The organism is Hymenobacter humi (assembly GCF_042665855.1).
GTDB classification, from domain to species: Bacteria; Bacteroidota; Bacteroidia; order Cytophagales; family Hymenobacteraceae; genus Hymenobacter; species Hymenobacter humi.
This window is the reverse complement of record NZ_JBHTEK010000001.1, coordinates 3,732,911-3,757,654: the sequence shown is the minus strand read 5'-3', so window position 1 is coordinate 3,757,654 and position 24,744 is coordinate 3,732,911. Positions and strand designations below refer to the sequence as shown.

Sequence of the window (24,744 nt, the reverse complement as noted above, 5' to 3'; positions counted from 1 at the left end):
CCGTAGAACTGGCATGCGCAACGACACCTCTTTGCAACGATTTCTGGACGCCCAAGAGGCCGATTACCCCGTGGCCCTGTCGGAAATCCAGCGGGGCCGGAAACAGAGCCACTGGATGTGGTACATCTTTCCGCAGCTCCAGGGCCTGGGCTTTAGCTCAACTTCCCATTACTACGGCCTCCAGGGCAGCCAGGAAGCGCAAGACTACGCGCAACACCCCGTATTGGGCCCGCGGCTGGTGCGCATCAGCGAGGCCTTGCTGGCGCTGGGCGGCAGCGATGCCACGCGCATCATGGGCAGCCCCGACGACGTGAAGCTGAAATCGTGCATGACCCTGTTTGCAGCATTGCCCAATGCCCACCCGGTCTTTCAACAGGTGCTCGACAAGTTCTTCCAGGGCCGGCCCGACGAGCACACCTTGCGCCTGCTCGAGCCGCGCTCCTGAGGCGTATAGTTTCTCGCCGTTTCAACTGGCGCAGCGCTTGGTCGGAATGCCTAAAATTCGGCTCCCCGGTATGCTAGCTTTTGGGCCCTAGCAGGTAGGCCACCGCGACCTGAAAGGCGTGGTTGCGGTAGGTTGGCAGGGCCGCGGGACTGGTGAGCTGGGCCTCGTAGGCGGTGCCGACCGTGCGCACGCCCTGGCTGTAGCCGGCCTGCACTTGCAGCCCGCCGGCGAAGCCGTAGCCTACCCCCGCCTGGAAGCCCAGGTCGGGTCGCCGGGAGTAGAACTTCCCGTTGGGGGTATTGGCGTATCGTTCGCGGTCCACCACCTTGCTACCGACTGCCCCGCTGCCCGCAGCGCCGGGCCCATAACTGTCGCTGATAGTGGCAGTGACCAAGCCGCCGAGCAAATAGCCCGCGTACGGGCCGGCAAACACCTGCGCCCCCGGCCCGCCGGCCGCTGGCTATAAACCAGGTTCACGGGCACGCTCAGATAGTCGAGCCGGTACGCGTGCTCCTCGCGGTGGGTAAAGGACGCATTGTGGTTCTGCCGCGCAAAGCCGTAGCCTTTCTGCGCGTAGAGCACGGCCGGCTGCACCACCAGGCGGTCCGACACTCTTGCCTGGGCCACCAGCCCGGCTTCGGCCCCACTGCGGTAGGAGGTGCTCATCGACAATGGGTCGGGCAGGTCGGGGAGAGCGATGCGGCAGGAAGACAGGTTGTAGCCCACTTTCGGGCCCAGGCGGAAGGTGGCCTGCGCGTGGGCCATGGCGGCGTCGAGCAACAAACTGCCCGCCAGCAACGAGGTAGTGAAGGCTTTTCTCATGACGCTATGAGGAGTCGTATCAGTCCACAGGTTGCAGCGGGATGTTCGTTCACGCACGCGTTCCGGCCTGTTAGGAAAGAACGGCGTTTATGTAGCTAGTAGTATATAAACCCCTCTTTACTTCTCCGGCCGTTTATGTGAAACCAACCGATGGAATAGCGCGGCCCTTGGAACCGTGGTAGCTTGCGCCGCCCCCGTGGTTGTTTCCTGGTTCCGCGTTGCCGGGGCCAACCCTTGTTCCTACATTTCAGCCCCTTTGAATGAAGTATTGTTTTTCCTCCATCTGCCTCCCGTGGCTGCTTTTGGTCCTGCTCTGCGGCCTGGCCGGCCCTAGCCGGGGCCAATCCCTGCCGACCGGGCTCCTGCCCCGGACGCACCGCTTTGCCTACACGGCAGTAGTGCCGGTCGAGGGCGTGAGCCAGGCGGACTTGGTGCTGCGCGCACGTGCATGGGCCCAGCAAGTAACCCCCGCCGGCCAGTTCCCCGTGAGTACCCACGGGCCCGATACCGAGGTGGTGCGCACGACGGGTGTCTGCCCCTTGGCCTATGACTGGGCCGGGAATAAACTCCTGATGAGTGCGCTGCGCTACACCGTCACGATTTCGGTGCGCAAAGGCCGCTACCAGTACGAGGTGAAGGATTTCTTCTTCGTGAATCCGGGCTCGGACCGGTCTCCGGTCTCCGAAACGCCCGCCGAAACCTACTTCAACGGCAACTTTATTCCCTACAACGAAACCGCTGCACGATTCAATGGGACCATGCGCACATGCTTTAAGGAAGTCACCACCGAGGTGCTGGCCCACCTGCAAGAGGGCATGCGCAAGGCGTTATAGTAAACGCACTGGGGCATGAGTTCCGTGAACGCCTGATGCGAGTGAGAGGAAGAGCCCGCAGAAGAAGTAGCTCAACTGCTCGCGCATCAGGGAAGCCAGCCGGCCCATTTCAAATAGGCCAGCAGGCGCGGATTGTCGGCGGACATGGCCGGTAGCCAGATATCTACCGGCTCCCGCTGCCACCACAGGCCCTGCGGGTTGCCGGGCCGGGCAAACGAATACCGGTAGCGCACGGCGCGGATGTAGCGCGGCGGCCGGTCGGGGAAGGGGTTGGCGGCAAACAGGCCGACGGCGCCCGGGTCGTTGTGCAGGAGCTTCCACACCAGGTGCACCGTCCAGGGGTATTCGGTGGGCGTGGCCATCGAGGCAAACCACATTTGCCAGTCCAGCCGCAGCTGGTACGGCGCGATTTGGGGCGGGCGCTGGTCGAGGGCCACCGGCAGGCCTTTGTAGGGATACGGCTTCCAATGGCTTGTGTCGCTGGGGTTTTCGTCCATCGTGCCTTCGAATACCACGTTTAGCCGCTCGCGGCCCACCGTGCCAAAGGCCCCGTAGGTGTTCACGAGGTCGAGCGGGTCGAAGGAGGTGTTCATGATTTGGCCCGGCGATACCATGTTGAGGGCCGGCCGGATGCTCAGGGCGGCGATAAGGGCCGTTACCACCCAGGCCGCCGTGCGCATGGGCCGCGATTCCTGGGCACTCGCCGCCGCGGCCGCTGCCCGCCGCACCAGCCGCCGGGGCAGCAGCCGGGCCCAGAAGCCGTCGTCGAAACAAGCCAGGGCCGGCACGATGGTCAGCCAGTTCAGAAACGAGAGGTTGCCGCTGAGAATGATGTTGAGCTGAAACACCACCATCAACACGCCCGCCACGTGCCGGGCCAGGCGCGGCCCGAACGCAAAAAACGGCGCCACGATTTCGGCCAGCCAGTTAAACCACACACCCATCCGGAGCGCGAGGCGCGGCAGAAAATGGAACCATCGGCTCAGCGGCCCGGGAATGGGCTGCGTTTCGAAATGGTAGTACAGCGCGGTGCTGTTGCGCCATATCTCGTCGCCGCGCAGCTTGATGAGGCCGGCGCCCAGCATGACGCGAAACGCCAGCCACCGAAACAGCACGATGACGGGCATCGGCGGCGGGTACCGGGGAAACGGCCGCGCGTCGAGCAGCGGGCAAAGAAAGATGGTCAGAAACCCGGTCTCGGTGAGCTGAATCTCCCAGCCGTAGCCGTACCATTCCTGCCCCACGTGCACAAACGACATGTACAGCACCCAGAGCACGGCCAGCAGCAGGCCATTGGCCCAGCCGGCCACCACCACACAGGAAAGCCCGAGGCCCAGCCAGGCCGCCGCCAGCAGGGCCGTATCGGAGTGCCCAAGCCAGAAAAGCGACGGCAGCCGCGCAAAACCGGCGGCATCGGACCCCAGCGCCTGGCTCACCTGCTGGAGGTAATTCCCCACCGGCAGCAGCCCCGTTGAGCCAATTAATGGCACAATCTGATTGATGGCCACGAGAAAGGCCACCGCATAAATGGCCCCCAGCAGGCGCAGGATTACAAACCGCGCGAGCCAGTAAGTGGGTGGTGAGCCGGGGGCACGGGAAATGCTTTGGGCAACGCTATCCATGAGAAGGTTCGCTGATGGGAGAACACGACGTTGATTGCTTTGCGAATGCCCACTGGGAGCATGGCCGGGGAGCGGTAGCTCATTCGGGCGGGTGAGGCGGATTTCGCCATGCTTTTGGCTAAACCGGCCTCACCCATTCCTGCCCTTTACATACTGAGGAATGGAGGGTTGGTTTAGGCTGAGCTTCGGTGGGGCGGGGCCAGCAGCCCAAAGCAGCTGCGGCTGCCCTCGGTCGTGATTGAGCCCATTGATAGGCGCGGCTCAGACCGGCCTGCATGCCCAGCGTGTATCAGCCTGGGAACTTGCCCCTCAGGTCGCTTATGATTCTCTGGGATAAAGCCCCGCTCGTAGCTGTGCTCTAATTGCCGAAGGCGGGTGCCTGAGCAGAAAGCGCACGCGGGCCGGGCGCTACTCTGAAAGCACGATGCGCAGCGCCTGTAGCCGCCGCTGCACGGGCTGCAGCACCACCGGCTGTAGGGGCGCGTGGGTGCCGTGCTCGGTGAGCAGGCCGCGCAGGAGGGTGCGCAGGGCGTGCACGTCGTGACGCAGGCGGCGGCACACCGTTTCCCACTGCTCGGCGCCCAGGCTCGGGGATGCTCTGGCAGAGGTGGCGCACTGCGATGGCGAGACTGGCTACGTTGGCAATGGCTTCGAGGACTTCCTGCTCGGCGGCGTCGAAGGACCGCGGGCGCGGGCCCACCAGGCACAGCACCCCGATGGGGCGGCCGTCGGGCATGGTGAGTGGCGCCGCGGCGTAGAAGCCCGCGCCCTTGCTCAATACCGCGCGGATGGCCGGGGCGTCGGCACCGCCTTGCGGAGCGGTGGCGAGGTCCTGATAAGCCACGGCGTGCGGGTACAGAATCGCCGTGGAGCACAGCGCCTGGGCCCGGGCCACCGGCGGCATAGCCGGGACGCCGTGCCAGACGGGAAAGTGTACTTCGTCCTCGTCGACGAGGGCCAGAAAGGCCTGGGGCTGGCCAAACACCTGGGCCGAAAGGGCCACAAGGTCGGTAAAAACGTCCTCGGGCGGCGCCGCCATGAAGTCGTAGTGCTGCAGGGTCCGCAGGCGTTCGGACTCGTCGGGGTGCAGGAGGGCAGCAGGCGTGAGCATGAGTGCGGCTTGGGGAAAGGTGGTTCGCCTCGTTTCACCAACATACGAGATGCGTAAGCAGAAGGAAGCTAACCGCTACAAAAGAAGCACCTTCCGCCTTAGCAGAACGCAGGTTCCGGAAGCAGGCACCCAACAAAGGGAGGCCGGACAGGTTGTATGCTACGCGTGCGCTTTCGCAAGAAAGCACCCGCTTATTTCCAGGCTCGTATTAACCCGCTCTGTTTCTTAGCCGTATATGCCGCGCAAGCCAAGCCCCGGGTTATTCGCAGCCCGTCCAGCCTCTACTTTCTGCCGTTATGACGTCTACTGCTTCAGCGCTGCTCACCACTGAGGAAGAGCTTGCGCTGGTGGAGCGGATGCTGGCCCGCGACGAGCGGGCGCTGTGCCTGCTGCAGGAGCGGTACGCCCGGCATTTGCAGCAGGCCATTGTGCGCCTGGTGCGCGACGAGGTGCTGGCCCAGGACCTCTTGCAGGAAGGTTTGCTCAAAATCTGGCTGAGCATTGACCGCTACGACCCGGCCCGCGGCCGGTTGTCGACCTGGATGATGCGCGTGTGCTGCAACCACGCCATCGATGCCCTGCGCAGCCCGGCCTTCCGGTTTTACAATGCCAATAAATCGCTGGACGGCAGCAGCGCGCAACGCGCCCAGGCCCCGGCCACGTTCAACCCCGACCACATTGGGCTGCGCGAGCTCACGAGCGAACTCAAGCCGCGCCTGCGGGAGGTGATAGAGCTGCTGTACTTCGGCGGCTGCACGCAGGTGGAAGCCGCCGAGCAGCTCGGCATTCCCCTGGCCACGGTGAAGACGCGGGCCCGGACCGCGCTGGGAGTACTGGCCCGGGTGGCGCGCCCGGTGCTGCGCTAGGCTGGGTGGATAGTAACAATTCTTGGTGCAAATAACCCGTCGTGCTTCGCTACGCTCTGCATAACGGGCTATTCGCTTGCTGTCCAGCTGCCTTAGCGGCCTGGCACTTTTCTGCCAGCTTTGTGTCCACTGGGCCAAGCTAATTTCACTGTGTAGAAATAGTATTACCACAATATACACCTTTGACAGGCAGTAGCGTTACGATGTAGTTGTTAGCTACCTGTTACTCGTCCGTGTATGCGCTGCAGACTACTGTTCTTCCTATTGCTCACGGGGCTGCTCACTCAACCGCATCATGGCATTGCGCAAAGCACGCTGTACCTGGACCTGAAAGCAGGGATTAATCATAATGCAGCCGAGGGGGTGTACTTCGATAAAAGTCGGTTGCCTTTTAAACCGTACAGCACTCTGCAGGACATGAGCTTCGGCGTGCAGGGCGTGGCGATGCTGCGCCTGCAGGTGCGGGAGAAATGGGGCATCGCGACGGGGTATAGCGGCAGCTCGCTGGCGTGGGCGTATAGCCTCCAAATGCCGCAGCAATACACCGCCAACCCCTACCATGGCGAATGGAGGGGCCATGGAAGCAGCCTGTACATGCATCAGCTTCCGCTGTTGCTCAGCAAAACCATCGGGGCGTACAACATCCGGGAAATGGATACCGTCCGGCACACGTACCTGGCCAGATTTCGGCTGGATGCCGTGGTGGGCGGGGGCCTCAACCGTCTCGGCAATAACTGCCTGGACTGCGGCCAGCTCAGCGCAGGCGGGCTTCTCTACGACACCATTGACTTTCGGGAAACCATTCAGGTGCAGCGCCTGTGGGGCGGCTTCCTGATAGGCGGCGTGACGGCCCGCTTCTACCGCCTGGGCCGGGAGCGGCTCAACCTGAGCATCTACTACACGCAAGGGCTCACGGACATGCTGCGCGTGCCGGTGGCGTATCAGTACAACTCGCAACGCGGCGCTACTACGTTGCGCGTCCGTGGCTCGGGCTTCAGCGCAACCCTGGGCCTGCCGATTCGGCTGAAAACGTTTCGGAAGGCTCCGACAGGCTAAGCCAGTGGCTACAGGCCCGCACGATGTAGAGACGCCATATTGTGCGTTGCGTAGCCAGATGAGAGATAAACCTGCGAACGTGGAGGTCTTTGTTCAGCTCAACCAGGCTAACCGTTCAGCTACACAACAAGGCCAAACTCATGTTCTCCATCCCGCCGAGTTGAGCCATTTTCATCTTCCAGCAAAGCGCCCTTGGACGGCGCTTTTTTTGCGCGCAAACACCATAGCGGCCAACCTCAAAATTTCCGCTACATTGGATGCCCCGTCCACCCCTCACGCGGCTATTCTGTGAAAAAGAAACTAGAGAAGTTTGCCGAGTTTGCCGCCGACGTGCTGCCGCACGAAGTGGCGTGGCTGCAGCAGGTGCAGCAGTTTCAGGACGCCGACAACCGGGAGATTCTCGAAACCATTGCCTACAACTGCCACCACTCGCGCACGCCGGTGGCCTTCCGGCCGGCCATCGACAAGCGCAAGTACTCCAACCTGATGCAGTGGATACAGCAGCGGCTCGACAGCATCGACGTGGACAAGCACCTGGTGCGGCTCAACGAGCTGGACCAGAAAATCATGACCGATTCCATCAGCCCCGCGGAGGAAAAGGCGCTGCTGCAGGCCATCGTGCGCTACGACCGGCCGGCGTACTACTTCGCGAAGTTCTACGAGCTGACGTTGAGCTACCAGCAGTTCTTGCTGGTGCGCATGCGCTTCAAGGAGCACCAGGCTGGTGGCTCAATTTGTGGAGCAGCAGCGGGGGGCATACGAGAAGAGCAAGGCCACATTCGCGCAGCTGCACCAGGCCACGCTCGACATCACCAACCAGTACACCAAAAATGCCTCCGAAAGCCGGCAGTGGGAGCCGTGGCTGTTGGCCACGTTTTACGACGAAACGCTCGACGGCCTGAACCGCTACTTCGCGGTGGTGCGGCTCACGTTTCTGTACTTCAACTACTCGGAGTTTGACAAGCTAAAGGCCGTGTACGAGGCCCTGGACGGCATGCTGCGGCAGGGCATGTTCTACTCGCGCCGCATCCTGTTCAACTACTACGCCAACAGCGTGCTGCTGCACTCAAGTTCGACGTGCTGCAGCAGGCCGAGGAATTCGGCTACCTGAGCATCAAGCAGAAGAACACCGACCACCTGCACTACCTCAACAACTACAGCGCGATTCTGCTGCGGCAGGGCAAAATCCACGAGGCGCTGGCCCTGATGAAGCAGTCGTTTTCGTCGCTGCGCAGCACCAACAACCTGCGCAACAAAATCGGGTTCATGGCCTTCTACATCAAGTGCCTCAACCTGAACGGGCAGCCCGCCGACGGCGAGAAAATGGCCGACAGCTTCCTGCGCGACAACAGCAAGGAGATTCTGGCCCACCGCTGGCACATCTTCTTCGTGGCCTACTTCCAGGCGCTGGTGCTGCAGGAGAAGTACGACAAGCTGCTGCGGGTGTGCCGCAAGTTTCATATCCTGCAGAAAGAGGCCGAGTACCGCACGCGGCCCAACTACGTGCCCACGCTGGAGTGGTACTACAACATCAGCCAGTACGTGGAGAACGAGATTGACGACGACCAGCTCGTGGAGCTGATGGGCCGCTCCGGGCAGCCGCATTTTGGCAACCCGCACAAGCAGCGGCTGCTGCAGGACCTGCTGGGCGAGGTGAAATCCTGCATTCCGCACCTGTGCGGCCGCATAAAGTCCATGCTGTTGCAGCCGGGGCAAATCGGTTGATAAACAAGTGCTTGCGGAAGGCGTCGTGATTGGGCGGCGGTTAAGTCCACCTTCGTTATTTGATGGGCGGTGGGGCAGCGGTTTGGGGAGGCCAGTAGATTCGTCCCACTACTGCCCGCCACCCCGCAAATCCCACTCAACCCTTTCAAACACAACGAATATGGCCTCTCGAATTTTACTCCTTTTTCTGCTGACCATTCAGGCGTGGGCCGCGGCGGCCCAGAGCGGGGGCGTGCGCGGCCGCGTGACCGATGCCGCCACCAACGAGCCGCTGCCGGGCGTGAGCGTGCTCGTGACGGGCACCACCACGGGCACCTCCACCGGCAATGCCGGCGAGTTCACCATCAACAACCTCAAGCCGGGCACCTACAAATTGGCCTTCTCCTTCATCGGCTACGAGCTGCCCGAGCGCACCGTGGAAGTAGGGCAGGAGGTAGTGGACCTGGGCACCGTGACCATTGCCCAAACCACCGTGATGGCCGGCGAAGTGGTGGTGTCGGCCTCGCGCCGCCCCGAGAAGCTGACCGAGGCCCCGGCCACCATCAGCGTGATAAACGCCCGCCAGATTGATGAGCTGCCGTCCTTCAACGTGGGCGAGCTGCTGGCCCGCCAAAAGGGCGTCGACTACATCCGGACCGGCGTGCTGGGCACGGGCCTGAACGTGCGCGGCTTCAACAGCGCCTTCAACCCCAAAAACCTGCAAATGAACGATGCGCGCCTGTCCACGCTCATCGCCACGGGCCTGCCCCTGGGCCCACTCACCAGCGTGGTGAAAGAAGATATTGAGCGGGTGGAAGTGGTGCTGGGGCCAGCGGCGGCTCTGTACGGCCCCAACGCCCACAACGGCCTGGTGAACACCATCAGCAAGGACCCGCGCCGCTCGGCTGGCACCACGGTGGCCCTGGGCCTGGGCAACCAAAGCGTGTTTTCGGGCCGCGTGCGCCATGCGCAGGTGCTCAATTCCAAGCTGGCCTTTAAGGTGACGGGCGAGTACACCCGCGGCGAAGATTTCAAATACGTCGACACGGTGTATTACAACAACACCGCTTTTGCCGCGGCGGCTACGCCCACCACGCCCGCCCGCACGGGCCTGTTCCACGCCGAAAAGGAAATTGACCTGGACCGCACCTTCAAGAGCCTGCACGGCGAGGCGGCGCTCTACTACAGCCTCACCGACAAGGCCGACGTAATAGTGTCGTACGGCGGCAACCAGTCGAGCTTCCTAGCCCAGACCAACGCCGGCCGCAACCAGATAAAGGACTGGAGCGTGCAGTACCTGCACGCCCGCTACGTGTCGCCGCACATTTTTGGGCAGGTGTACCACACCTGGAGCAAGACCGACGACACCTACGCCATCAACCAGCGCACCCAAAACTACCTGAGCTTCAAGGATGCCGGCTTCAGCGAAGAAGTGGCCCGCAGCCGCTCGTTCGACGAGCAGTGGTTTGGCAAAACCACCACGGCCGGCGTGGCCCTGAAGCGCGGCGCGGTGTTTAAAGACGCTTCCCGCCGGCTCAACGGCGAACTGCAGTACAACAACACGTTCGGCATTTTCAACCTGGTGGTGGGCACGCAGTACCAGCGCGACATGGCCTTCAGCAAGCACACCTACCTGTTCGACCGCGACGGCGACATCGTCATCAACCAAATCGGCCTCTACGGCCAGGGCGAGGTGGCACTGCCCGGCCACTTCAAGTTCATCGCTGCCGCCCGCGCCGACCAGCACGACCGGTACGGTTTCAACTTCATCCCGAAAGCCGGCCTGGTGTGGTCGCACAACGACCAGTCGCTGCGCCTCACCTACGGCCAGGGCATTGCCGCCCCCACCATCCTCAACCTCGACGGCTACCTGTTTGGCGGCCTGCTCATCGGCAACGCCGAAGGCTTCACGCTCAGCGATGGCACCCTTATCAACAAGCTCAAGGTCGAAACCATCAAGTCGTTGGAAGTAGGCTACAAAGCCAAGCTGACCTCGAAGTTCTTCGTCGATGGCAACGCTTACTACAACCGCTCGAAAGACTTCCTGAGCCCGGCCATCAACATCGCCACGCTGGGCCGCAAGGTGACCAAGCGCGGCGACACGCCCATGTCGCAGGTAGTGCCCGGCACGCCCGAAGCCGGCGCCGCGGCCGTGCTCACCTACGTCAACTTCGGCCAGGTAGACACCTACGGCGCCGACCTCGGCCTGAGCTACTACCTGACCAACGCCGTGAGCCTGGCGCTGAACTACTCGTACTTCGGCTTCAAGCTCGACCACTCCGACCTGAATAACGACGGCAACAAGGACGGCAAGGTGCAGGACGAAATTGACCTGCCCATCAACACGCCCGCCCACAAAGGCAGCTTCGCCGTGAACTACAGCGGCAAGAAGCTCTTCGGCTCGGTGTTTACCCGCTGGGTGCAGGCCTACGACTTCTACTCCGGCATCAATGTGGCCGCTGCTGCCAACCCCACGCTCGGCGTGCGCGAAAACGCCCGCTTCGGCCGCACCTGGAACTACGGCCCCCTCGGGGGCTTCACCACCGTGGACGTGAGCGCCGGCTACCGCGTAAACAGCTACCTCACCGCCTCGGCCCAGGTAGTGAACCTGTTCGACACCAAGATGCGCGAGTTTGTGGCCTCGCCCTTCATCGGCCGCCTCTACTCCGTTGAGCTGAAAGCCATGCTGCCAGCGGTGGGAACCAAGTAAGCCTGCCGGGTATCAAGTAAAAAGGCCCCTGCTACCAATCGTAGCAGGGGCCTTTGCTGTAGGAACGCGCCATGGCGCGCTCCATCGTTGAACATTAATCGTTTCCTTCGCCTTCGTTCTGGCGCCGAACGCGCCATGGCGCGTTCCTACAACTAAACAGACCTGCGCCCGATAGGTGGCCGACGCTACCAGACCTGCGCTCGTTATGGCAGGCGCTTTAGCCCAATTACGCCGATTATAATGAGGCTCGTATAAAACAGGTGCAGCATGGAAAATGACTGCTTGAGCACGAAGACGTCGACTATTTTCAGCCCAATTACGGCCAGCGCCATCCACGCCGCGTAGGCGGTGGCGGTGGGAATGTTGCGCATGGCCAGGGACAGAAAAATCACGTTGCCCAGCCCGAACCCGATGTAGGCCACCAGCGGCAGCACGGGCGTCAGGTGGGCGGGTTGCGCGAAGGATTGCATCCACTCCACATCCCGGATTTTCTGCATGTTCAGCGCCTTCAAACTGTACGTCCAACAGACCTCCAGCAGCGACGCCGCCAATAAATAAAGCCAATGCATAGGGGAAAGAAGTAAGAAGAACAGAGGGGCTTAAACCGAAACTTCAGAGGCGGCAGCATCGGCCGGCACCGAAGGCACGCCTGGGGCGCGACGGCGTTTTACGAAGCTACGAACGCGCCGCTCCAGCACCGGCAGCAGCAAATAATAGCGCCGCAACAGCGGGTAGCGCCGCCCAAGTTCACGCTCGTCGAAGCGCTTTACGGAGAAGACGTGCTGCAGGAAATAGTCCTTGGGATACTTGTAGTACAGGCCCCATTTCAGGGGCTTATGGCCGGGAAAATACGCGGTGCCAAACAGCCAGTCCCAGAACGCGAACTTGGTGGAGAAGTTGGCGTGGAAGACTTCCTGGTGGTCGGCGTGGTGCCAGAGGTGCATTTCGGGGCCGTTGAAGAAGTACTGCAGCCGGCCGGACTTCACGTCGATGTTGGCGTGAATGTAGATGCCCCACACGGCATCAATCAGCGCCTTGATGGGCACCACCACGGGGTCGGCCCCGAGCAGGATGATGGGCGCAAACTCAATGGTCTGGTTGATGAGAATCTCGACGGCGTGGGAGCGGGACCCCGCCAGCCAGTCCACCTGCTTGCCCGAATGGTGCGCCTCGTGGGTGCGCCACAGCACGGGGCTGTGGTGCTGCCAGCGGTGAAACCAGTAGATGTAGAAGTCGTGCGTAATCAGAAAAAACAGCACCTGCACCCACACCGGCCAGTCCGACACGAGGTGCAGCTTCGAGAAAGCAAAGTGCTGGTCGAGCGGCAGGATGATGTAGTCGAAGATGAGTATCTTCAGCAGGAAGCTCTGCACGAAGGTGTAGAGCACGAGGTCCGTCCAGAAGCCTTCACGGAAAAAGGGCAGCCCCTTGCGGTACGGAAAGCGCCGCTCCAGCAGAATGACCACCACTACCCAGGCCAGCAGCAAGGCCGTGGTCACAATTTCGACCTGTTTCATATCCTCGGAAGACTCAGCTTGATACAGGGGTTAGGCTGAAAGCACGTCATGCTTTATCTGGCGTCCGCTTGTCGAAGCATCTCTACCGCGCCATCTGTTATGCTGACGAAGGAAGCATCTTATCACGGCTGAGTCGTTCCGCGGCGATAAGATGCTTCCTTCGTCAGCATGACAGGCAATTGGATTAGTTACGCAGTAGAGATGCTTCGCTGCACTCTGCATGACGGGCTTTTCTCACTCAGAAGATACTAACAGAATGCCTTACTGATTGTTAGGCGCAAGCTCGCGGCGCAGGCGGCGGCGGGGCTCCAGCTCGCTTTCGTACACGCGCTTGATGCCGTCGCCAAAGGCCATTTCCACGTCGCGAATGTCGCGCACGAGCTTGGCCATGCCGCCGGGCTCTACGGAGGCGGCGTGGTCGGAGCCCCACATGGCGCGGTCGAGGGTGAAGTGGCGCTCCACAAAGCAGGCGCCCAAAGCCACGGCGGCTACGGTGGTGGCCAGCCCGGTTTCGTGGCCGGAGTAGCCGAGGGGCGTGGTGGGAAAAAGCGCCTGTAGGGCCGGTATCATGCGCAGGTTCAGCTCCTGGGGCGGGCAGGGGTAGGAAGAGGTGGAGTGCGCAATCATCAGGTTGCCTGGACCCACCCAGCCCACGGCCTGGTGGATTTCCTCCAGGGTCGACATGCCGGTGCTCAGCATCAGGGGGCGGCCGGTGGCACGCACGCGGTCGAGCAGGGGCCGGTCGGTGAGGGAAGCGGAGGCCATTTTGTACAGCACGGGCTCAAACTGCTCAATGAAATCTACCGACGGCTCGTCCCAGCACGAGGCAAACCAGTCGATGCCCAGGGCCCGGCAATAGTCGTCGATGGCCGTGTACTCGGCCTGCCCAAACTCAGTGCGGCGCTTGTAATCGATGTAGCTCATGCGGCCCCACGGCGTGTCGCGCTGCTTTTCCCACTGGTCTTTGGGCACGCACAACTCCGGCGTCCGCTTCTGAAACTTCACCGCATCGCAGCCGGCGCGCACGGCCTCGGCAATGAGCTGCTTGGCCAGGTCCAGGGAGCCGTTGTGGTTGATGCCAATTTCAGCGATGATGTAGGCCGGGTGGCCGGCTCCGATAAATCGGTTTTTGCCCAGGGCGACAGCGTTCATAAGCGTGGAGTTAGAGCGTTCGAAAAAGGTGTGTAGGAAGAGCTTGCGGGGCGGCCAGGCGAGTGGTGGCTATGTGAGGCTGCGCAGCAATTGCCGCCTCTGGAATACCCGCTGGCGGCCCACCAGGCTCGGGTATTTGGCTGGCGATGATAAGCTCAGCCACTTCCCGGAAACAGCCCTTGCCGCCGGGCGTGGTGCAGTGGTAATGGGCCGCGTCGCGGGCAAAAACGGTGGCGTCGGCGGGGCAGGCGGCCAGGCCCACCAGCTTCATGGTTTCCACGTCGTCGGCGTCGTCGCCGATGAAGGCCACTTCGTGGGGCTGCAGGTGGTGGTCCCGCAGGATTTCGTGCAGCTGGGCGGCCTTGTCTTTCACGCCCAGATACAGCTCCGTGATGCGCAGCTTGTACGCCCGCTTCACCACCGACAACGACGACTCTCCGGTGATGATGCCCGTGGCGATGCCCTTGCTGCGCAGGCGCTCCACGCCCATGCCGTCGCGGATGGAAAACTGCTCCAGTTCTTCGCCTTGGGCAGAATAATACACGCCGTTGTCGGTGAGAACACCGTCGGCGTCGGTGAGCAAGAGCTTGATGCGGCGGGCTTGGGCATACACGTGGGAATTCTCCATATCTGCGAAAAAATAGGTGGACAATAAAGTTGAGCTATTTAGAAATAACAGGTCTAGATGTAAGTTTATGAAATAGTTATGAAATAAAGTAGCCCGTGTGGAGGCCTGAAATCAGATGGCCGTCCAGCCGCCGTCCACCACCAGATTGGCGCCGGTCATGTAAGCAGAAGCATCCGAAGCCAGAAACACCACAGCGCCTTGATAATCCGTGGCGTGGGCCATGCGGCCCAGCGGCGTCTTGGCGCTGTACTGCTGGATGAAAAAATTATCCTGATTATTTTCTACCCCGCCCGGCGAGAGAGTATTTACCCGCACCCCGCGCTTGCCCCAGTACGCGGCCAGGTATCGCGTGAAGCTGATAACCGCGCCCTTGGTGGCGGGGTAAGACGGTGACTTAAAGAAGGTCTGCTCGCCGTGCTCGTTCACGTAGATGCTTTGGTCGGGCCCCACCAGCCCGTAGGTGCTCGCCACGTTGATGATGCTGCCGTGCCCCTGCGCCGCCATGGGCGTGCCGAATACCTGCGCCGCCAGGAAAACGCCCGTTACGTTCACTTCCAGCGACTTTTGCCAGGTGTCGAGCGGGAAGTTTTCGAACTTGGACAGGTCGGCGGCCAGCGCCGGGTTCTCAAACATGTCGTTGATGGCGGCGTTGTTCACCAGCACGTCGATGTGCCCGAAATGCGCCAGTATTTCATCGCGCGCCCGCACCAGCGACTCGCGGCTGACGACGTTCACCGCCAGCGGCTGGTGCATGCCGCCGGGCAGGTCGGCGGCCACGGCCGCGCAGGCCTCAAAGTCGAGGTCGGCCACCACAACGTTGGCGCCGGCCGCGGCCAGGGCGGCGCAGTGCTGCCGGCCGATGAGCCCGCAGGCCCCGGTGACGATAGCCGTTTTGTTGGTCAGGGAAAAAAGGTCCAAGCTTGTTTTGATTTGTGGAAGGAGAATTTTTCCAGAGCGTCATGCCGAGCGCAGCCGAGGCAGCTCGCGTGCTTCGTTGAGCTAGTTTGATTACTACTCCACGCGAGATGCCTCGACTGCGCTCGGCATGACGTTCCTTTGAGCTGTTCTGGTTACTTCGCCTTCACCGGCGCGGCATTGGTCACCTTGCGGAATACGGCTTCCACCGGCTCGCCCAGCAGGCGGGAGGCAATATCTCCGGCTTCGATGGCGGCTTTCAGCAGCGGTAGCACGTCGCGGTAGGCGGCCAGGGTGTGGGCTACGTCGGCGTCGGAGTGCGAGAAGCACATGTTGTGGAAACCACCCCACAGGATGCCGCGCTTGAACAACTCCTGCTGCATGAAAGCCTTAATTTCCATGGGGTTGCCGGCCGAAGCGTCGAAGGTGACGATGGTGCGGCAGTCGTAGCCGTAGCACTTGGTGTACTGGCTCAGGCCGAGGTCGGCGGCAATCTGGTTGTAGCCATCCTTGAGCTTCTTGCCTTGCTCGGCGAGGCGGGCAGGTACGTTCTGCTCGCGCATTTCGGCGATGGTAGCCATGGCCGCAGCCATGCTCAGGGCCTCGCCACCGAAGGTGGTGAAGAAGAAAACGTCCTGCTCAAACAGCTCCATCACGTCGCGGCGGCCGGTGAGCAGGGCAATGGGCATGCCGTTGGCGAAGGCCTTGGAATACACCGCCAGGTCGGGCGTGATGCCGAAGAACTCCTGCGCGCCGCCGACCGCAATGCGAAAGCCGGTCCACATCTCATCGAAAATCAGCAGTGTGCCGTTAGCCTTGCACAGGGCGGCCACTCGTGCAGGAAGTTGTCTTTGGGCGCATCAAAAATGAATGGCTCCAGAATCACGCAGGCCACGTCCTCGTCCAGCAAGGCTTTCACCGAATCCAGGTTGTTGTACTCGAAGGCGGCTGTTAAGTTCTTTACTTCCTGCGGAATGCCTTTATCGCGGCTGGTGGTGCCGATGTACCAGTCGTGCCAGCCGTGGTAGCCGCAGCACAGCACCTTGTTGCGCCCGGTGAAGGCGCGGGCCACGCGCACCGCTGCCGAGCACACATCGGCCCCGGTCTTGCTGATGCGGATGCTCTCGGCGTTGGGGATGATGTCGTGAATCAGCTCGGCCAGCTCAACTTCCAGCTCGTGCATCATCGAAAAGGTGATGCCGTCCTGCAGCTGGGCCCGAATGGCATCATCGACCCGTGGGTAGGTATAGCCCAACGAAATGGGGCCGATGCCCATTTGGTAGTCGATGAATTCGTTGCCGTCCACGTCCCACACGTGACTGCCGTGGCCGCGCTTCAGGTACTTGGGCGAAACGCCCTTGGTGTACTGGCCCGGGCCTTTGGCCAGGGTTTGCGTCACGGGCGTCATGATTTTGTGCGCGCGGGCGTACAGCTCATCCGACTTGGTGATGTCGGGGTAGTTCTGGTTGAAGGAAACGGTGTTGGGCATGGGAAAGGGGTTTAAGAGGAGAGGCTTCACTTAGAAGAACGTCATGCCGAGCGCAGCCGAGGCATCTCGCTCGCATCGTTGAGCTAGCTTGATTACTACCACACGCGAGATGTCTCGGCTGCGCTCGACATGACGGCCAAGAAATTATGATGTTGTATTACTCCGCAAACTGATTTTCCAGCACCGCCGGGCCAGCGGAAATAGTTGAGCCATTTTCACCCAAAGCGGCGGCAATGCGGCGCGCAATGTGCTGGCCGGTGAAGCCCTCGTGCTCCAGCACGGCGCTCAGGCGGCCGGGGCGGTACCACCGCTCCTCCAGCGCCAGGGGCAGCACCCGCGCCGTGGTGGTGACGCAGCAGCACTTCAGCTAGAATAGAATACAGGCCGCCGGTGATGAAATGGTCTTCCACCGTGACGATGAGGGAGCCGCGGCGTGCGACGTTGAGCAGGGCAGCTTCGTCGATGGGCTTGAGGCTGCGCAGGTTGATGAGGCCCACGGATTTGCCCTGGGCCTGCAGCAGCTCGCGGGCCACCAACGTTTGCTCGAACAGCATGCCGTAAGTGAGGATGGTAACGTCGGTGCCTTCGGCTACGATTTCGGCTTTGCCCATCTCGAATGGCGCGTGCTCGTAGGTGGCGGAGCGGGTGTTGATGCGCACATACGCCGGAGCGGGTGAAGCCCAGATGGCGGGCAGCATGGCGAGCATGTCGGCCTCATCGGCGGGCGCAAATACCGTCATGCCCGGGATGCCGCGCATCAGGCTTACGTCTTCGATGGCCTGGTGCGTGGGGCCGTTGCCATCCGATAGAAAGCCGGGCACAAAGCCGCTCAGCTTCACCGGCAGCTGGCCGATGCCCACGTCGGTCCGGACGAATTCAAAGGCCCGCAGCGTGAGGAAGGTAGCCAGCGCGTGCACCACCGGAATGCGGCCGCGCAGGGCCAGGCCCGCTGCTGCCCCAATCAGGGTTTGCTCGGTGATGCCGGTATCGATGAAGCGCGGGCCCAAGACCGCTGGCAGGTTGCGGATGAGGGCGCGGTTTTCGGCCGTCATCACCACCAGCCGCTCATCGGCGAGGGCAGTTTGCTTGATGAGTTCTTCGTAGGTCATTGGAGGTAGCGTGGACTCTGCGAGTCCGCGTATGAATGGTTGACGCGCGGACTCACAGAGTCCACGCTACTTAGTTATCGGACCGTCAGTGTTTCTGAGCGCAGCGCAACGGGAGTTTCGCCGTGCAGCTCGCGCAGCAGTTCCTCTACTTCCTCTGAAGAGAAATTGCAGAACCAACGGTCGGCGCGGGCTTCGATGCTGGGCAGGCCGCGGCCGCGCACCGTATCGCAGATGATGACGCTGGGCTTGGTGTCGGAGAAGGGGAGGGCCGAGAAGGCGGCTTCCAGCTGGTCGAAATCGTGGCCGTCGATGCGGCGCACGGCGCAGCCAAAGGCTTCAAACTTGGGGGCTAGCGGCTCCAGCGGAATCAGGTCTTCGGTGGCCACGTTGGCCTGGAAGTGGTTGCGGTCGACTACCAGCGTGAGGTTGTTTACCTGGTGCGCGCTGGCTACGAGCAGCGCTTCCCACACCGAGCCCTCGTTGAGTTCGCCGTCGCCGGTGATAACGATGACCTTGTTGTCCTGGCCGCGCATCCGGCAGTCCATGGCCACGCCCAGAGCCACACTGGGCAGGTGGCCCAACGAGCCGGAGTGAAACTCCACGCCCGGCACGTTGCGGTTGGGGTGCCAGTAGATGTGGTCGTCGGTGCTCAGGTGCTGGGCCAAGCGTGCCTTGTCGAGAAAGCCCAGCTCCACGAATGTGCCGTACAGGGCCGGCACGTCGTGGCCTTTGGAGAGGAAGAGGTAGTCGCGGGTGGGGTCCTCCAGGTTGCCGGGGTGCACGTTCAGGCAGTCGGCGTAGAGGTACACCAGCAGGTCGGCGCAGGAGAGCGAGGCCCCCGTGAAGCAGCCGCCGTCGGTGCTCAGGCGTACGATGTGCTCGCGCACCCGTAGGGCCGCTGCTGCAGATGTCCTTGTTTCTCTCGTGTCATGCGTTTAGTTGTTCGTTGTCAGTTGCTAGTTGCTAGTTGCTCGTTGCTGGTTTCTAGTTGTTCGTGGTCAACCTGAAAACTGACAACGAGCAACTAGAAACCAGCAACTAGAGAACCCTGGTTTGGGAAGCGTCCACGGTTTTTAGCTCGTCGAGGTGGTGGCGGTACCAGTTCACGCCCGCCAGGTGGGCGTTGAGCCTGGGCTATGTCGGGGTGTTGGGCAAGCAGTTGGAGGATGTCATCCAGCCCAAATGCCGGGTTTTGGGGATACAGGGCATTGTAAACGGCCTTGATGAAGGTGTAGTCTTCGGGGTAGTCGATGGTCCAGCGGTGCGTCATCGAGAAATCCTGGCCGGTATCCCAGGCCACGTTCCCAATTCGGAAGCGTTCGGGGTTTTCCCAGAAGAAGGGGGTGGTGTGCTCGCGCTCCAGCGGCCGGTGGGCCTCGCGCCAGGCGGTTTCCAGGGCTTCGAAGGGCATTACTTCAACGTCGTTGCCGTCGGGGAAAGTGGCGGGGTGCAGGTTGCTCACGAAGTCGTAGCGGTCGGCGAAGTGCAGGTAGAACCCTACTACCTCGTCGATTATTGCCGGGTCGATGAGCGGACAGTCCGAGGGGATTTTCAGCACCACGTCGGCGCCGTAGTGGCGGGCGGCCTGGTAGTGACGGTCGAGCAGGTCGAGGGCATTGCCGCGATAGCACTCCAGGCCGTGGGCGGCGCAGCACTCGGCCACGGCGTCATCGGCGGGGTCGGTGGTGGTGGCCACTACCACCGTGCCGGCCAGCCTGCGCACGTTGCACCCGCTCCACCATGCGCACCAGCAGCGGCTGGCCTGCCAGCGGCAGCAATATCTTGCCGGGCAGGCGCGACGAACCCATGCGGGCTTGCACAACAGTCAGGATTTTGGGCAATGACATGAGGGATAGGTTAGTAACGCGTGTTTGGTATTAAGCAGTAAACATTTGGTACAAGGAAGTTTAAAGCTGGCTTCGATGCCAGCCCAACACCGAGCCACGCTATCAGTGCACGGCCAGCGAGCCATTGGTCGGGGAGGCAGCAGCGAATTCTTCGGGCTGGTACTGGCGCAAAAATTCCGGACCGCTGCCCTGGAAGCGGCTGAAGCTTCGGCAAATGGCCGCAATGCGCCGGGCCGAGGTGCCGCCGTTCTGCCAGGGCTGCTTGCGCCTGAGGTCTTCCACGTCGAAGTAGGAGTGCACGGGCTTGCCCAGGGCCAGGCCCATGTACACCACCGTGGAGTATTGGGTGATGAGCTCCACGCAGTTGGCAATCATGTGGTCGGTGTGCCCGTCGGTGAAAACGAGGGTGCCCGGCGGGGCGTAGCGCCTGATTTCGGCCACGGCGCGGTCCACTTTTTCGTTGGGATGGAGTTTGAAAATCAGGGGCCGGCCCGCAGCTATGTGCGTGCAGTGGGCAATGAACTTCCGGCGGTTGTCGGGCGTGAAGGTTTCGCGCAGGTCGGAAGTGGCCACCAGCACGTAGCCGTGGTGCGGGAAGTCGTTGTGGCGCAGCTTCTCCGCGTCGTCGAAGTTGGGGATGCCGGTCACGACGAGCTTGCCCGGGTCGACGCCCACGTGGGCAAAGTGTTTTTGTAGCCTTCCGAGGCCACGCAGTAGATGTCGCAGCAGTTGGCCAGGCCGTTGAGGGCCGTGCCGATGGCCAGAATCGGCATCCAGTTGAGCTTGCGCACGAGGCGGGCCCACCAGTTGAGCGGGTCGGTCATGCCTTCCTGCACGAAGACTGTTTTGGTGCGGCGCACGAGCGGCCAGGGCACTATCACATCGGAGCAGCACACCAGCAGGTCGTAAGTGTGGCCAAACTGCCGGGCCTCGAAATCGTTGTGGAGGCCGTGTTGGGCCAGGTATTTGTCGGCCTTGGCCTTGATGGCCCCCGTCACAATGGTCTTATCAAGCCCGCCCGTCTTGAGCAAGAATTTGTAGAAGCCGCGCTGCCAGCCGTCGTAGTAGAGCTGGCTGAAGTAGGGCTCAAACTCGTCGTCCAGCAACTGCGCAATCTGGTGCATCTGCGTGGTCTGGTTGGGCGAACCGATGAGAAACAAGGCCTTTTTTCGGGACATGCAGGAGGGATGATTAGCGCAACCGTACCACAAACTCATCGCCTCGTGTTCCCTCGCGAACACCGCAACTGCCTGATTAAGCAGCTGAACGGCTCCGAAAAGGAGAAACCGGGCTTGCGGCCAAGGTACAGCACAACCGGCGAAGTAGCCAGCACAACATTACCCGATTAAAATTAGGGCGTTAGGGCATTGCGAAGATTTACAAACTGTTACCCAACCGTAATGCCGGTAGGGAAGGCCACGCCATGCAGCCTTATTGCTATCCCTGAATAGTTGAGCCTACCATTGAAATTGGGCTGAAAACTGCTCGATGCGGCCGCGCCCAGCGCGCCACGCTGGGCGCTGCTTACTCGTCGCCCACCCGGCCCAGGGGCTCGAGGTCCTCCGAGATTACGGGCAGCGTGACGGTGGCGATGGTGCCGCGGCCGGGTCGCGACAGCAGCTCAAACTCGCCGCCCAGCAGGGCCGCGCGGTTGTAGAGGCTGGCCAGCCCAATGCCTTTGGCCGAGCCCACGGTGGCCGGCACGTCGAACCCGCCCCCGTCGTCTTCCATGCTGATGTGCACGTGGTCGTCTTCGTAGGCCACGTGCAGGGTGGCCTCGGTGGCGCGGGCGTGCTTCACCACGTTGTTTACCAGCTCCTGCACCATGCGGTAGATGGCCACGGTGAGCACCTTGGGCAGGGGGCGCTCCAGGCCGGAGAGGTACAGGTGCAGGCGCAGCTTTCCGCCGGGAATGCTTTTGGCCAGCTTCTGCAGCGCGGCGGCCAGCCCAAAATCCTCCAGGATGCCGGGCGTGAGCTCAAACGAGACGTTGCGGGTGGCTTTGATGGCTTCTTCGAGCAGTACCAGCGCCTCGGCCGCGATGGCGGGGTTGGTGGGGGCTTCTTCCAGGTGCAGCTTGGTGGCGTAGAGCAGCTGCCCCACGCCGTTGTGCAGGGCTTCGGCAATGCGCTTGCGCTCCACTTCCTGGGCCATGAGCACCATGCGGAAGGTTTCGCGCTGCTGCTGCTGCTTGAATTGGGCCGCGCTGGCGTGCAGGCGGTTGCGCTCGGTTACGTCGCGCAGCATGAGCAGCCCGCCGGCACTGCCCGCCCCGTCGGCGTGGGGCAGCGGCACGGCGGTCAGCTCAAAATCGCGCGAGGGCATATCCAGCGAAAACGGCTGGTGGAAGCGGGGCCGGCGGGCGCCTTCGCGCAGGTGCGTCACGATGTGGCCGGGCAGCGACTCGCGGTCGAAGGGCAGGCGGTCGAACACGTCCTGGCCCAGGGCCTCGACTTCGGCCCACCCCGTGAGGGCTTCCATCACCCGGTTCCAGGCCGTGATGCGGCCCTGCTGGTCGAAGGCGGCCACCCCGTCCACGTAGTGGTTGAGCATGCTTTTGGTGAACTCCTGCTCGGCGTGCAGCCGGTGCTTGGCTGCTTCCGTCTCGGTCACGTCGATGGCGAACACGACTCCTGCTGGCGCTGCTCGTCAAAAAAACCGTAGTTCTGGAAGTACACCAGGCTCGCCCTCTACTTCGCCGGTGCCCGTAAAGCTGACCCGCTCGCCGGCCAGCACGCGGCGCACCGGCTCGGTAATGGCCGGGAAGGCTCTGTAGAGCGACTCTCCCACCAGGCTCATTGTCGGCCAGGTTCAGGCGCTGCAGGCCGGCGCCGGTGGCTTCCAGGTATTCGCCCGCGGGCGAGAGGCGCACGTAGAGCATGGGCAGGTTGGCGAGCAGCAGCTGGAACTGCCGCCGCTGGTAGTCCAGCTCCTCCTCGGAGGTGCGGCGGGCCGTCACGTCGTGCACCAGCCCGATAAAGCACTCGGGCTCGCGCTGGGCATCGAGCGCACCTTGCCGTGGGCGCCCAGGTAGTGCACCGTGCCGTCGGGCCACTGCACCCGAAACTCGATGTCGAGCGGCTGGTCGCGCTTGATGGCGGCCTGCAGGGCCCGCTGCAGGGGCAGCACGTCGGGCGCGTACACGGCCGCCTGCAGCACCGCAAACGACGTCGGGTTGGGGTCGTGGGGCCGGCCGAAACAGGCCTGGGCCCGCTCGTCCCATTCCAGGGCGTTGGTGGCAAAGGCCCACACCCACACCCCGGTATTGGAGGCGGCCAGGGCCAGGTCCAGCCGCTCCTCGCTGCGCTTGCGCCGCTCCACCTCCGCGTTCAGGGCGCTTACGTCCATCACGGCCAGCTGCACGGTGGCGGCACCCGTGGCCGAAGCACCGGTCACGCCCTCTACATTGGCCACAAACTTGGCTCCGGCCATGGTTTGCAGGTGCAGGCTCGATGGTGTGCCGTTGCCGGCTGCCGAGCACAATGTCGAAAAACGCCAGAAAAGGCTCGCGGCTTTCGGGGCACACCACCAGCAGAAAGCGCCGGCCCGTGAGGCGCGAAGGCGTGGTGCCCAGCATGCGGCTGGCGCGGTCGTTGAGCTGCGCAATGGTGCCGTCGGCATGGAGGGCAAACAAGGCGGTGGGCGCGAATTCGTAGAGCTCGGCCATGCGCTCGCGCAGCGCTTCGGCCTGCACCAGAGCGGCCTCCGTGGCGGCGTGGGCGGCTTGCAGCTCCTCGTGCTGCGCATGCAGCTCTTCCTGGTGCTGCTGCAGCTCCTTTACCAGCTGATGCGCATCGGCCAGCACCCCACGCCCCGGTTTGCTGGGGCGGGTAGTGGACGGGCCGGACCGGTCGGAAGAGCCGGGCTGGGCGGAGTCGATGGGCGCAGAGTCGGAGGTATGCAGCATGATGGCTCGAAACCAGTAACGGGAGCTACTTAATCAAGCCATCGGCCAGGGCGATTTTAACCAGCGCCGCCGTGTTTTTGGCCTGGGTTTTTCCAGAATGTTCTGCCGGTGGGTTTCCACCGTGCGCTTGCTCGTAAACAGCTGGTCGGCGATTTCGGCGTTGGTCAGGCCTTCGGCAATGAGCTGCAGCACTTCCATTTCCCGTTTCGAGAGCAGCGGGCTTTTTGGGCCGCTGCCGCCGGGTGCCGCCGGTGGAGCTCCACTCCAGCACCTTGTGCAGCATGGCCAGCCCAATTTCCGAGCACAAAAACTGCTTGCCGTCCATCACCGTGCGGATGGCGTGGATGATTTCTTCTTTGCCCGTGCTCTTGAGCAGGTAGCCGCTGGCGCCAGCATCGAGCATGCGCCCGATGTAAAGCTCCTCGACCAGCATGGACAAGGCCAGCACCTTAACGTCCGGGAATTCTTCGCGCAGGCGCAGGGTGGTGGCGTAGCCGTCGAGCACCGGCATGTTCACGTCGATGAGCACGAGGTCGGTGGGCGTATCGGGCAGCTTGTCGAGCAGCTCCTGCCCATTGCCGGCCGTGCCCACCACCTGCAGGCCCGGCTCGCGGTCGAGCAGGGACCGAATTCCATCCCGGACAATGGGGTGGTCATCGACTAAAAAGACACGAATCATGGCGGTGCAGAGTAAAAGTTGAAAGGTGCCGACGCTCGGTTCATCAGAACAGCGGCGTTCCCTTATAACGTTGCCGATTCGGTAGATAGCAAGGCAATACTAGTGAAAATACGTAGAACTACACGAGTGATTCAGTGGTTTTGCTGTGGCTCGTACGTATTTCTAGCAGCTTTCTGGAATAAACGCGAGCCTGGGCAAACCGGGCTACCCAAAATAAGCACAAAACCGCCCATGAGCTCCGCCGCAGCCAAAAAAGCCCGGCTCCAGCGGAGGAGCGCCGGGCCGTAGGCCGCGTTCCCCGGCAGAGCCGGGACTGGTAGAAATTGGGGTGG

At 62.3% G+C, this 24,744-nt stretch carries 31 protein-coding genes; 10 read left to right on the top strand and 21 right to left on the bottom strand.

The features are described 5' to 3' along the window. Positions 1–13 precede the first annotated feature (13 nt). Entirely contained in the window at positions 14–445 is a 432-nt protein-coding gene (locus tag ACFQT0_RS21140) for a DUF1810 domain-containing protein (protein ID WP_380205083.1), read from the top strand. Between the two features lie 73 nt (positions 446–518). Here the strand turns inward: ACFQT0_RS21140 and ACFQT0_RS21135 are convergent, their stop codons facing one another. Together ACFQT0_RS21135 and ACFQT0_RS21130 are read right to left on the bottom strand one after the other, a co-directional pair. Next, complete coding sequence (locus ACFQT0_RS21135) at positions 519–659, bottom strand: hypothetical protein (RefSeq protein ID WP_380205082.1); 141 nt, start codon at positions 657–659, stop codon at positions 519–521. Positions 660–685: 26 nt separating this feature from the next. Continuing rightward, positions 686–1,267, bottom strand: a complete 582-nt coding sequence (locus ACFQT0_RS21130; protein WP_380205081.1) for an outer membrane beta-barrel protein — start codon at positions 1,265–1,267, stop codon at positions 686–688. A 302-nt stretch (positions 1,268–1,569) separates the two neighbouring features. On the opposite strand from ACFQT0_RS21130, the gene ACFQT0_RS21125 reads away from it, so the two are divergent. Beyond that, positions 1,570–2,100 (top strand): hypothetical protein, encoded by a 531-nt coding sequence (locus tag ACFQT0_RS21125; protein ID WP_380205080.1) that lies wholly within the window; start codon positions 1,570–1,572, stop codon positions 2,098–2,100. An 86-nt stretch (positions 2,101–2,186) separates the two neighbouring features. Here the strand turns inward: ACFQT0_RS21125 and ACFQT0_RS21120 are convergent, their stop codons facing one another. Further along, positions 2,187–3,722 carry a lipase maturation factor family protein gene (locus ACFQT0_RS21120; RefSeq protein ID WP_380205079.1) on the bottom strand — a complete coding sequence of 512 codons (1,536 nt, stop codon included), beginning with the start codon at positions 3,720–3,722 and terminating at the stop codon, positions 2,187–2,189. 358 nt (positions 3,723–4,080) lie between these two features. Next, a complete protein-coding gene (locus ACFQT0_RS21115) occupies positions 4,081–4,833 on the bottom strand; it encodes a GAF domain-containing protein (RefSeq protein ID WP_380205078.1) in 753 nt (250 codons plus the stop codon). A gap of 296 nt (positions 4,834–5,129) precedes the next feature. On the opposite strand from ACFQT0_RS21115, the gene ACFQT0_RS21110 reads away from it, so the two are divergent. From ACFQT0_RS21110 to ACFQT0_RS21085, 6 genes are all read left to right on the top strand, one after another. Beyond that, on the top strand, positions 5,130–5,699 hold the full coding sequence (locus tag ACFQT0_RS21110; RefSeq protein ID WP_380205077.1) for an RNA polymerase sigma factor: 570 nt from the start codon (positions 5,130–5,132) through the stop codon (positions 5,697–5,699). Positions 5,700–5,936: 237 nt separating this feature from the next. After that, positions 5,937–6,755 carry a hypothetical protein gene (locus ACFQT0_RS21105; RefSeq protein WP_380205076.1) on the top strand — a complete coding sequence of 273 codons (819 nt, stop codon included), beginning with the start codon at positions 5,937–5,939 and terminating at the stop codon, positions 6,753–6,755. Positions 6,756–7,043: 288 nt separating this feature from the next. After that, positions 7,044–7,715, top strand: coding sequence for a hypothetical protein (locus tag ACFQT0_RS21100; RefSeq protein WP_380205075.1), 672 nt, complete (start codon positions 7,044–7,046; stop codon positions 7,713–7,715). Continuing rightward, positions 7,672–7,866: a hypothetical protein gene (locus ACFQT0_RS21095; protein WP_380205074.1), complete on the top strand. Its 195-nt coding sequence runs from the start codon at positions 7,672–7,674 to the stop codon at positions 7,864–7,866. The genes ACFQT0_RS21100 and ACFQT0_RS21095 overlap by 44 nt, the downstream gene beginning before the upstream one ends. Continuing rightward, complete coding sequence (locus tag ACFQT0_RS21090) at positions 7,833–8,480, top strand: hypothetical protein (RefSeq protein ID WP_380205073.1); 648 nt, start codon at positions 7,833–7,835, stop codon at positions 8,478–8,480. Before ACFQT0_RS21095 ends, ACFQT0_RS21090 begins: the two co-directional genes overlap by 34 nt. 160 nt (positions 8,481–8,640) lie before the next feature. Continuing rightward, positions 8,641–11,169 (top strand): TonB-dependent receptor, encoded by a 2,529-nt coding sequence (locus ACFQT0_RS21085; RefSeq protein WP_380205072.1) that lies wholly within the window; start codon positions 8,641–8,643, stop codon positions 11,167–11,169. A gap of 203 nt (positions 11,170–11,372) precedes the next feature. On the opposite strand, the gene ACFQT0_RS21080 is transcribed toward ACFQT0_RS21085, so the two are convergent. The 13 genes from ACFQT0_RS21080 to ACFQT0_RS21020 form a co-directional block, all read right to left on the bottom strand. After that, the gene (locus tag ACFQT0_RS21080; RefSeq protein WP_380205071.1) at positions 11,373–11,738 is read right to left on the bottom strand and encodes a DMT family transporter; all 366 of its coding nucleotides are present in this window, start codon (positions 11,736–11,738) and stop codon (positions 11,373–11,375) included. Positions 11,739–11,768: 30 nt separating this feature from the next. Beyond that, positions 11,769–12,686 carry a sterol desaturase family protein gene (locus tag ACFQT0_RS21075; RefSeq protein ID WP_380205070.1) on the bottom strand — a complete coding sequence of 306 codons (918 nt, stop codon included), beginning with the start codon at positions 12,684–12,686 and terminating at the stop codon, positions 11,769–11,771. 261 nt (positions 12,687–12,947) lie between these two features. Then, the gene (locus tag ACFQT0_RS21070) at positions 12,948–13,838 is read right to left on the bottom strand and encodes an N-acetylneuraminate synthase family protein (RefSeq protein ID WP_380205069.1); all 891 of its coding nucleotides are present in this window, start codon (positions 13,836–13,838) and stop codon (positions 12,948–12,950) included. Between the two features lie 10 nt (positions 13,839–13,848). Next, on the bottom strand, positions 13,849–14,466 hold the full coding sequence (locus tag ACFQT0_RS21065; protein ID WP_380205068.1) for a KdsC family phosphatase: 618 nt from the start codon (positions 14,464–14,466) through the stop codon (positions 13,849–13,851). Positions 14,467–14,577: 111 nt separating this feature from the next. Then, on the bottom strand, positions 14,578–15,384 hold the full coding sequence (locus tag ACFQT0_RS21060) for an SDR family oxidoreductase (RefSeq protein ID WP_380205067.1): 807 nt from the start codon (positions 15,382–15,384) through the stop codon (positions 14,578–14,580). A gap of 152 nt (positions 15,385–15,536) precedes the next feature. Continuing rightward, positions 15,537–16,166, bottom strand: a complete 630-nt coding sequence (locus tag ACFQT0_RS21055; protein ID WP_380205066.1) for an aminotransferase class III-fold pyridoxal phosphate-dependent enzyme — start codon at positions 16,164–16,166, stop codon at positions 15,537–15,539. An 11-nt stretch (positions 16,167–16,177) separates the two neighbouring features. Beyond that, positions 16,178–16,870: an aminotransferase class III-fold pyridoxal phosphate-dependent enzyme gene (locus ACFQT0_RS21050; RefSeq protein ID WP_380205065.1), complete on the bottom strand. Its 693-nt coding sequence runs from the start codon at positions 16,868–16,870 to the stop codon at positions 16,178–16,180. 215 nt (positions 16,871–17,085) lie between these two features. Then, positions 17,086–17,979: a transketolase family protein gene (locus tag ACFQT0_RS21045; RefSeq protein WP_380205064.1), complete on the bottom strand. Its 894-nt coding sequence runs from the start codon at positions 17,977–17,979 to the stop codon at positions 17,086–17,088. A 74-nt stretch (positions 17,980–18,053) separates the two neighbouring features. Continuing rightward, positions 18,054–18,866, bottom strand: coding sequence for a transketolase (locus tag ACFQT0_RS21040; protein WP_380205063.1), 813 nt, complete (start codon positions 18,864–18,866; stop codon positions 18,054–18,056). Between the two features lie 137 nt (positions 18,867–19,003). Then, positions 19,004–19,681: a cytidylyltransferase domain-containing protein gene (locus ACFQT0_RS21035; protein WP_380205062.1), complete on the bottom strand. Its 678-nt coding sequence runs from the start codon at positions 19,679–19,681 to the stop codon at positions 19,004–19,006. Next, a complete protein-coding gene (locus ACFQT0_RS21030; RefSeq protein WP_380205061.1) occupies positions 19,647–19,826 on the bottom strand; it encodes a cytidylyltransferase domain-containing protein in 180 nt (59 codons plus the stop codon). The genes ACFQT0_RS21035 and ACFQT0_RS21030 overlap by 35 nt, the downstream gene beginning before the upstream one ends. A 102-nt stretch (positions 19,827–19,928) precedes the next feature. Then, entirely contained in the window at positions 19,929–20,501 is a 573-nt protein-coding gene (locus ACFQT0_RS21025; RefSeq protein WP_380205060.1) for a hypothetical protein, read from the bottom strand. Beyond that, the gene (locus ACFQT0_RS21020; protein WP_380205059.1) at positions 20,471–21,004 is read right to left on the bottom strand and encodes a hypothetical protein; all 534 of its coding nucleotides are present in this window, start codon (positions 21,002–21,004) and stop codon (positions 20,471–20,473) included. Before ACFQT0_RS21020 ends, ACFQT0_RS21025 begins: the two co-directional genes overlap by 31 nt. Positions 21,005–21,049: 45 nt before the next feature. Here ACFQT0_RS21020 and ACFQT0_RS21015 point away from each other — a divergent pair, with 45 nt between their 5' ends. Then, on the top strand, positions 21,050–21,175 hold the full coding sequence (locus tag ACFQT0_RS21015) for a hypothetical protein (RefSeq protein WP_380205058.1): 126 nt from the start codon (positions 21,050–21,052) through the stop codon (positions 21,173–21,175). A gap of 175 nt (positions 21,176–21,350) precedes the next feature. On the opposite strand, the gene ACFQT0_RS21010 is transcribed toward ACFQT0_RS21015, so the two are convergent. The 3 genes from ACFQT0_RS21010 to ACFQT0_RS21000 all read right to left on the bottom strand — a co-directional run bounded on the left by ACFQT0_RS21010 (position 21,351) and on the right by ACFQT0_RS21000 (position 23,258). Beyond that, positions 21,351–22,454 carry a PAS domain-containing sensor histidine kinase gene (locus ACFQT0_RS21010; protein WP_380205057.1) on the bottom strand — a complete coding sequence of 368 codons (1,104 nt, stop codon included), beginning with the start codon at positions 22,452–22,454 and terminating at the stop codon, positions 21,351–21,353. A gap of 21 nt (positions 22,455–22,475) precedes the next feature. Next, the gene (locus tag ACFQT0_RS21005) at positions 22,476–22,625 is read right to left on the bottom strand and encodes a hypothetical protein (protein WP_380205056.1); all 150 of its coding nucleotides are present in this window, start codon (positions 22,623–22,625) and stop codon (positions 22,476–22,478) included. A gap of 156 nt (positions 22,626–22,781) precedes the next feature. Further along, positions 22,782–23,258, bottom strand: coding sequence for a PAS domain-containing protein (locus tag ACFQT0_RS21000; protein ID WP_380205055.1), 477 nt, complete (start codon positions 23,256–23,258; stop codon positions 22,782–22,784). On the opposite strand from ACFQT0_RS21000, the gene ACFQT0_RS20995 reads away from it, so the two are divergent. After that, positions 23,245–23,766: a hypothetical protein gene (locus ACFQT0_RS20995; protein ID WP_380205054.1), complete on the top strand. Its 522-nt coding sequence runs from the start codon at positions 23,245–23,247 to the stop codon at positions 23,764–23,766. The genes ACFQT0_RS21000 and ACFQT0_RS20995 overlap by 14 nt on opposite strands. On the opposite strand, the gene ACFQT0_RS31715 is transcribed toward ACFQT0_RS20995, so the two are convergent. After that, entirely contained in the window at positions 23,759–24,412 is a 654-nt protein-coding gene (locus tag ACFQT0_RS31715; RefSeq protein WP_449272078.1) for a response regulator, read from the bottom strand. The two genes, ACFQT0_RS20995 and ACFQT0_RS31715, sit on opposite strands and share 8 nt — an antisense overlap. Positions 24,413–24,744: the final 332 nt, after the last annotated feature.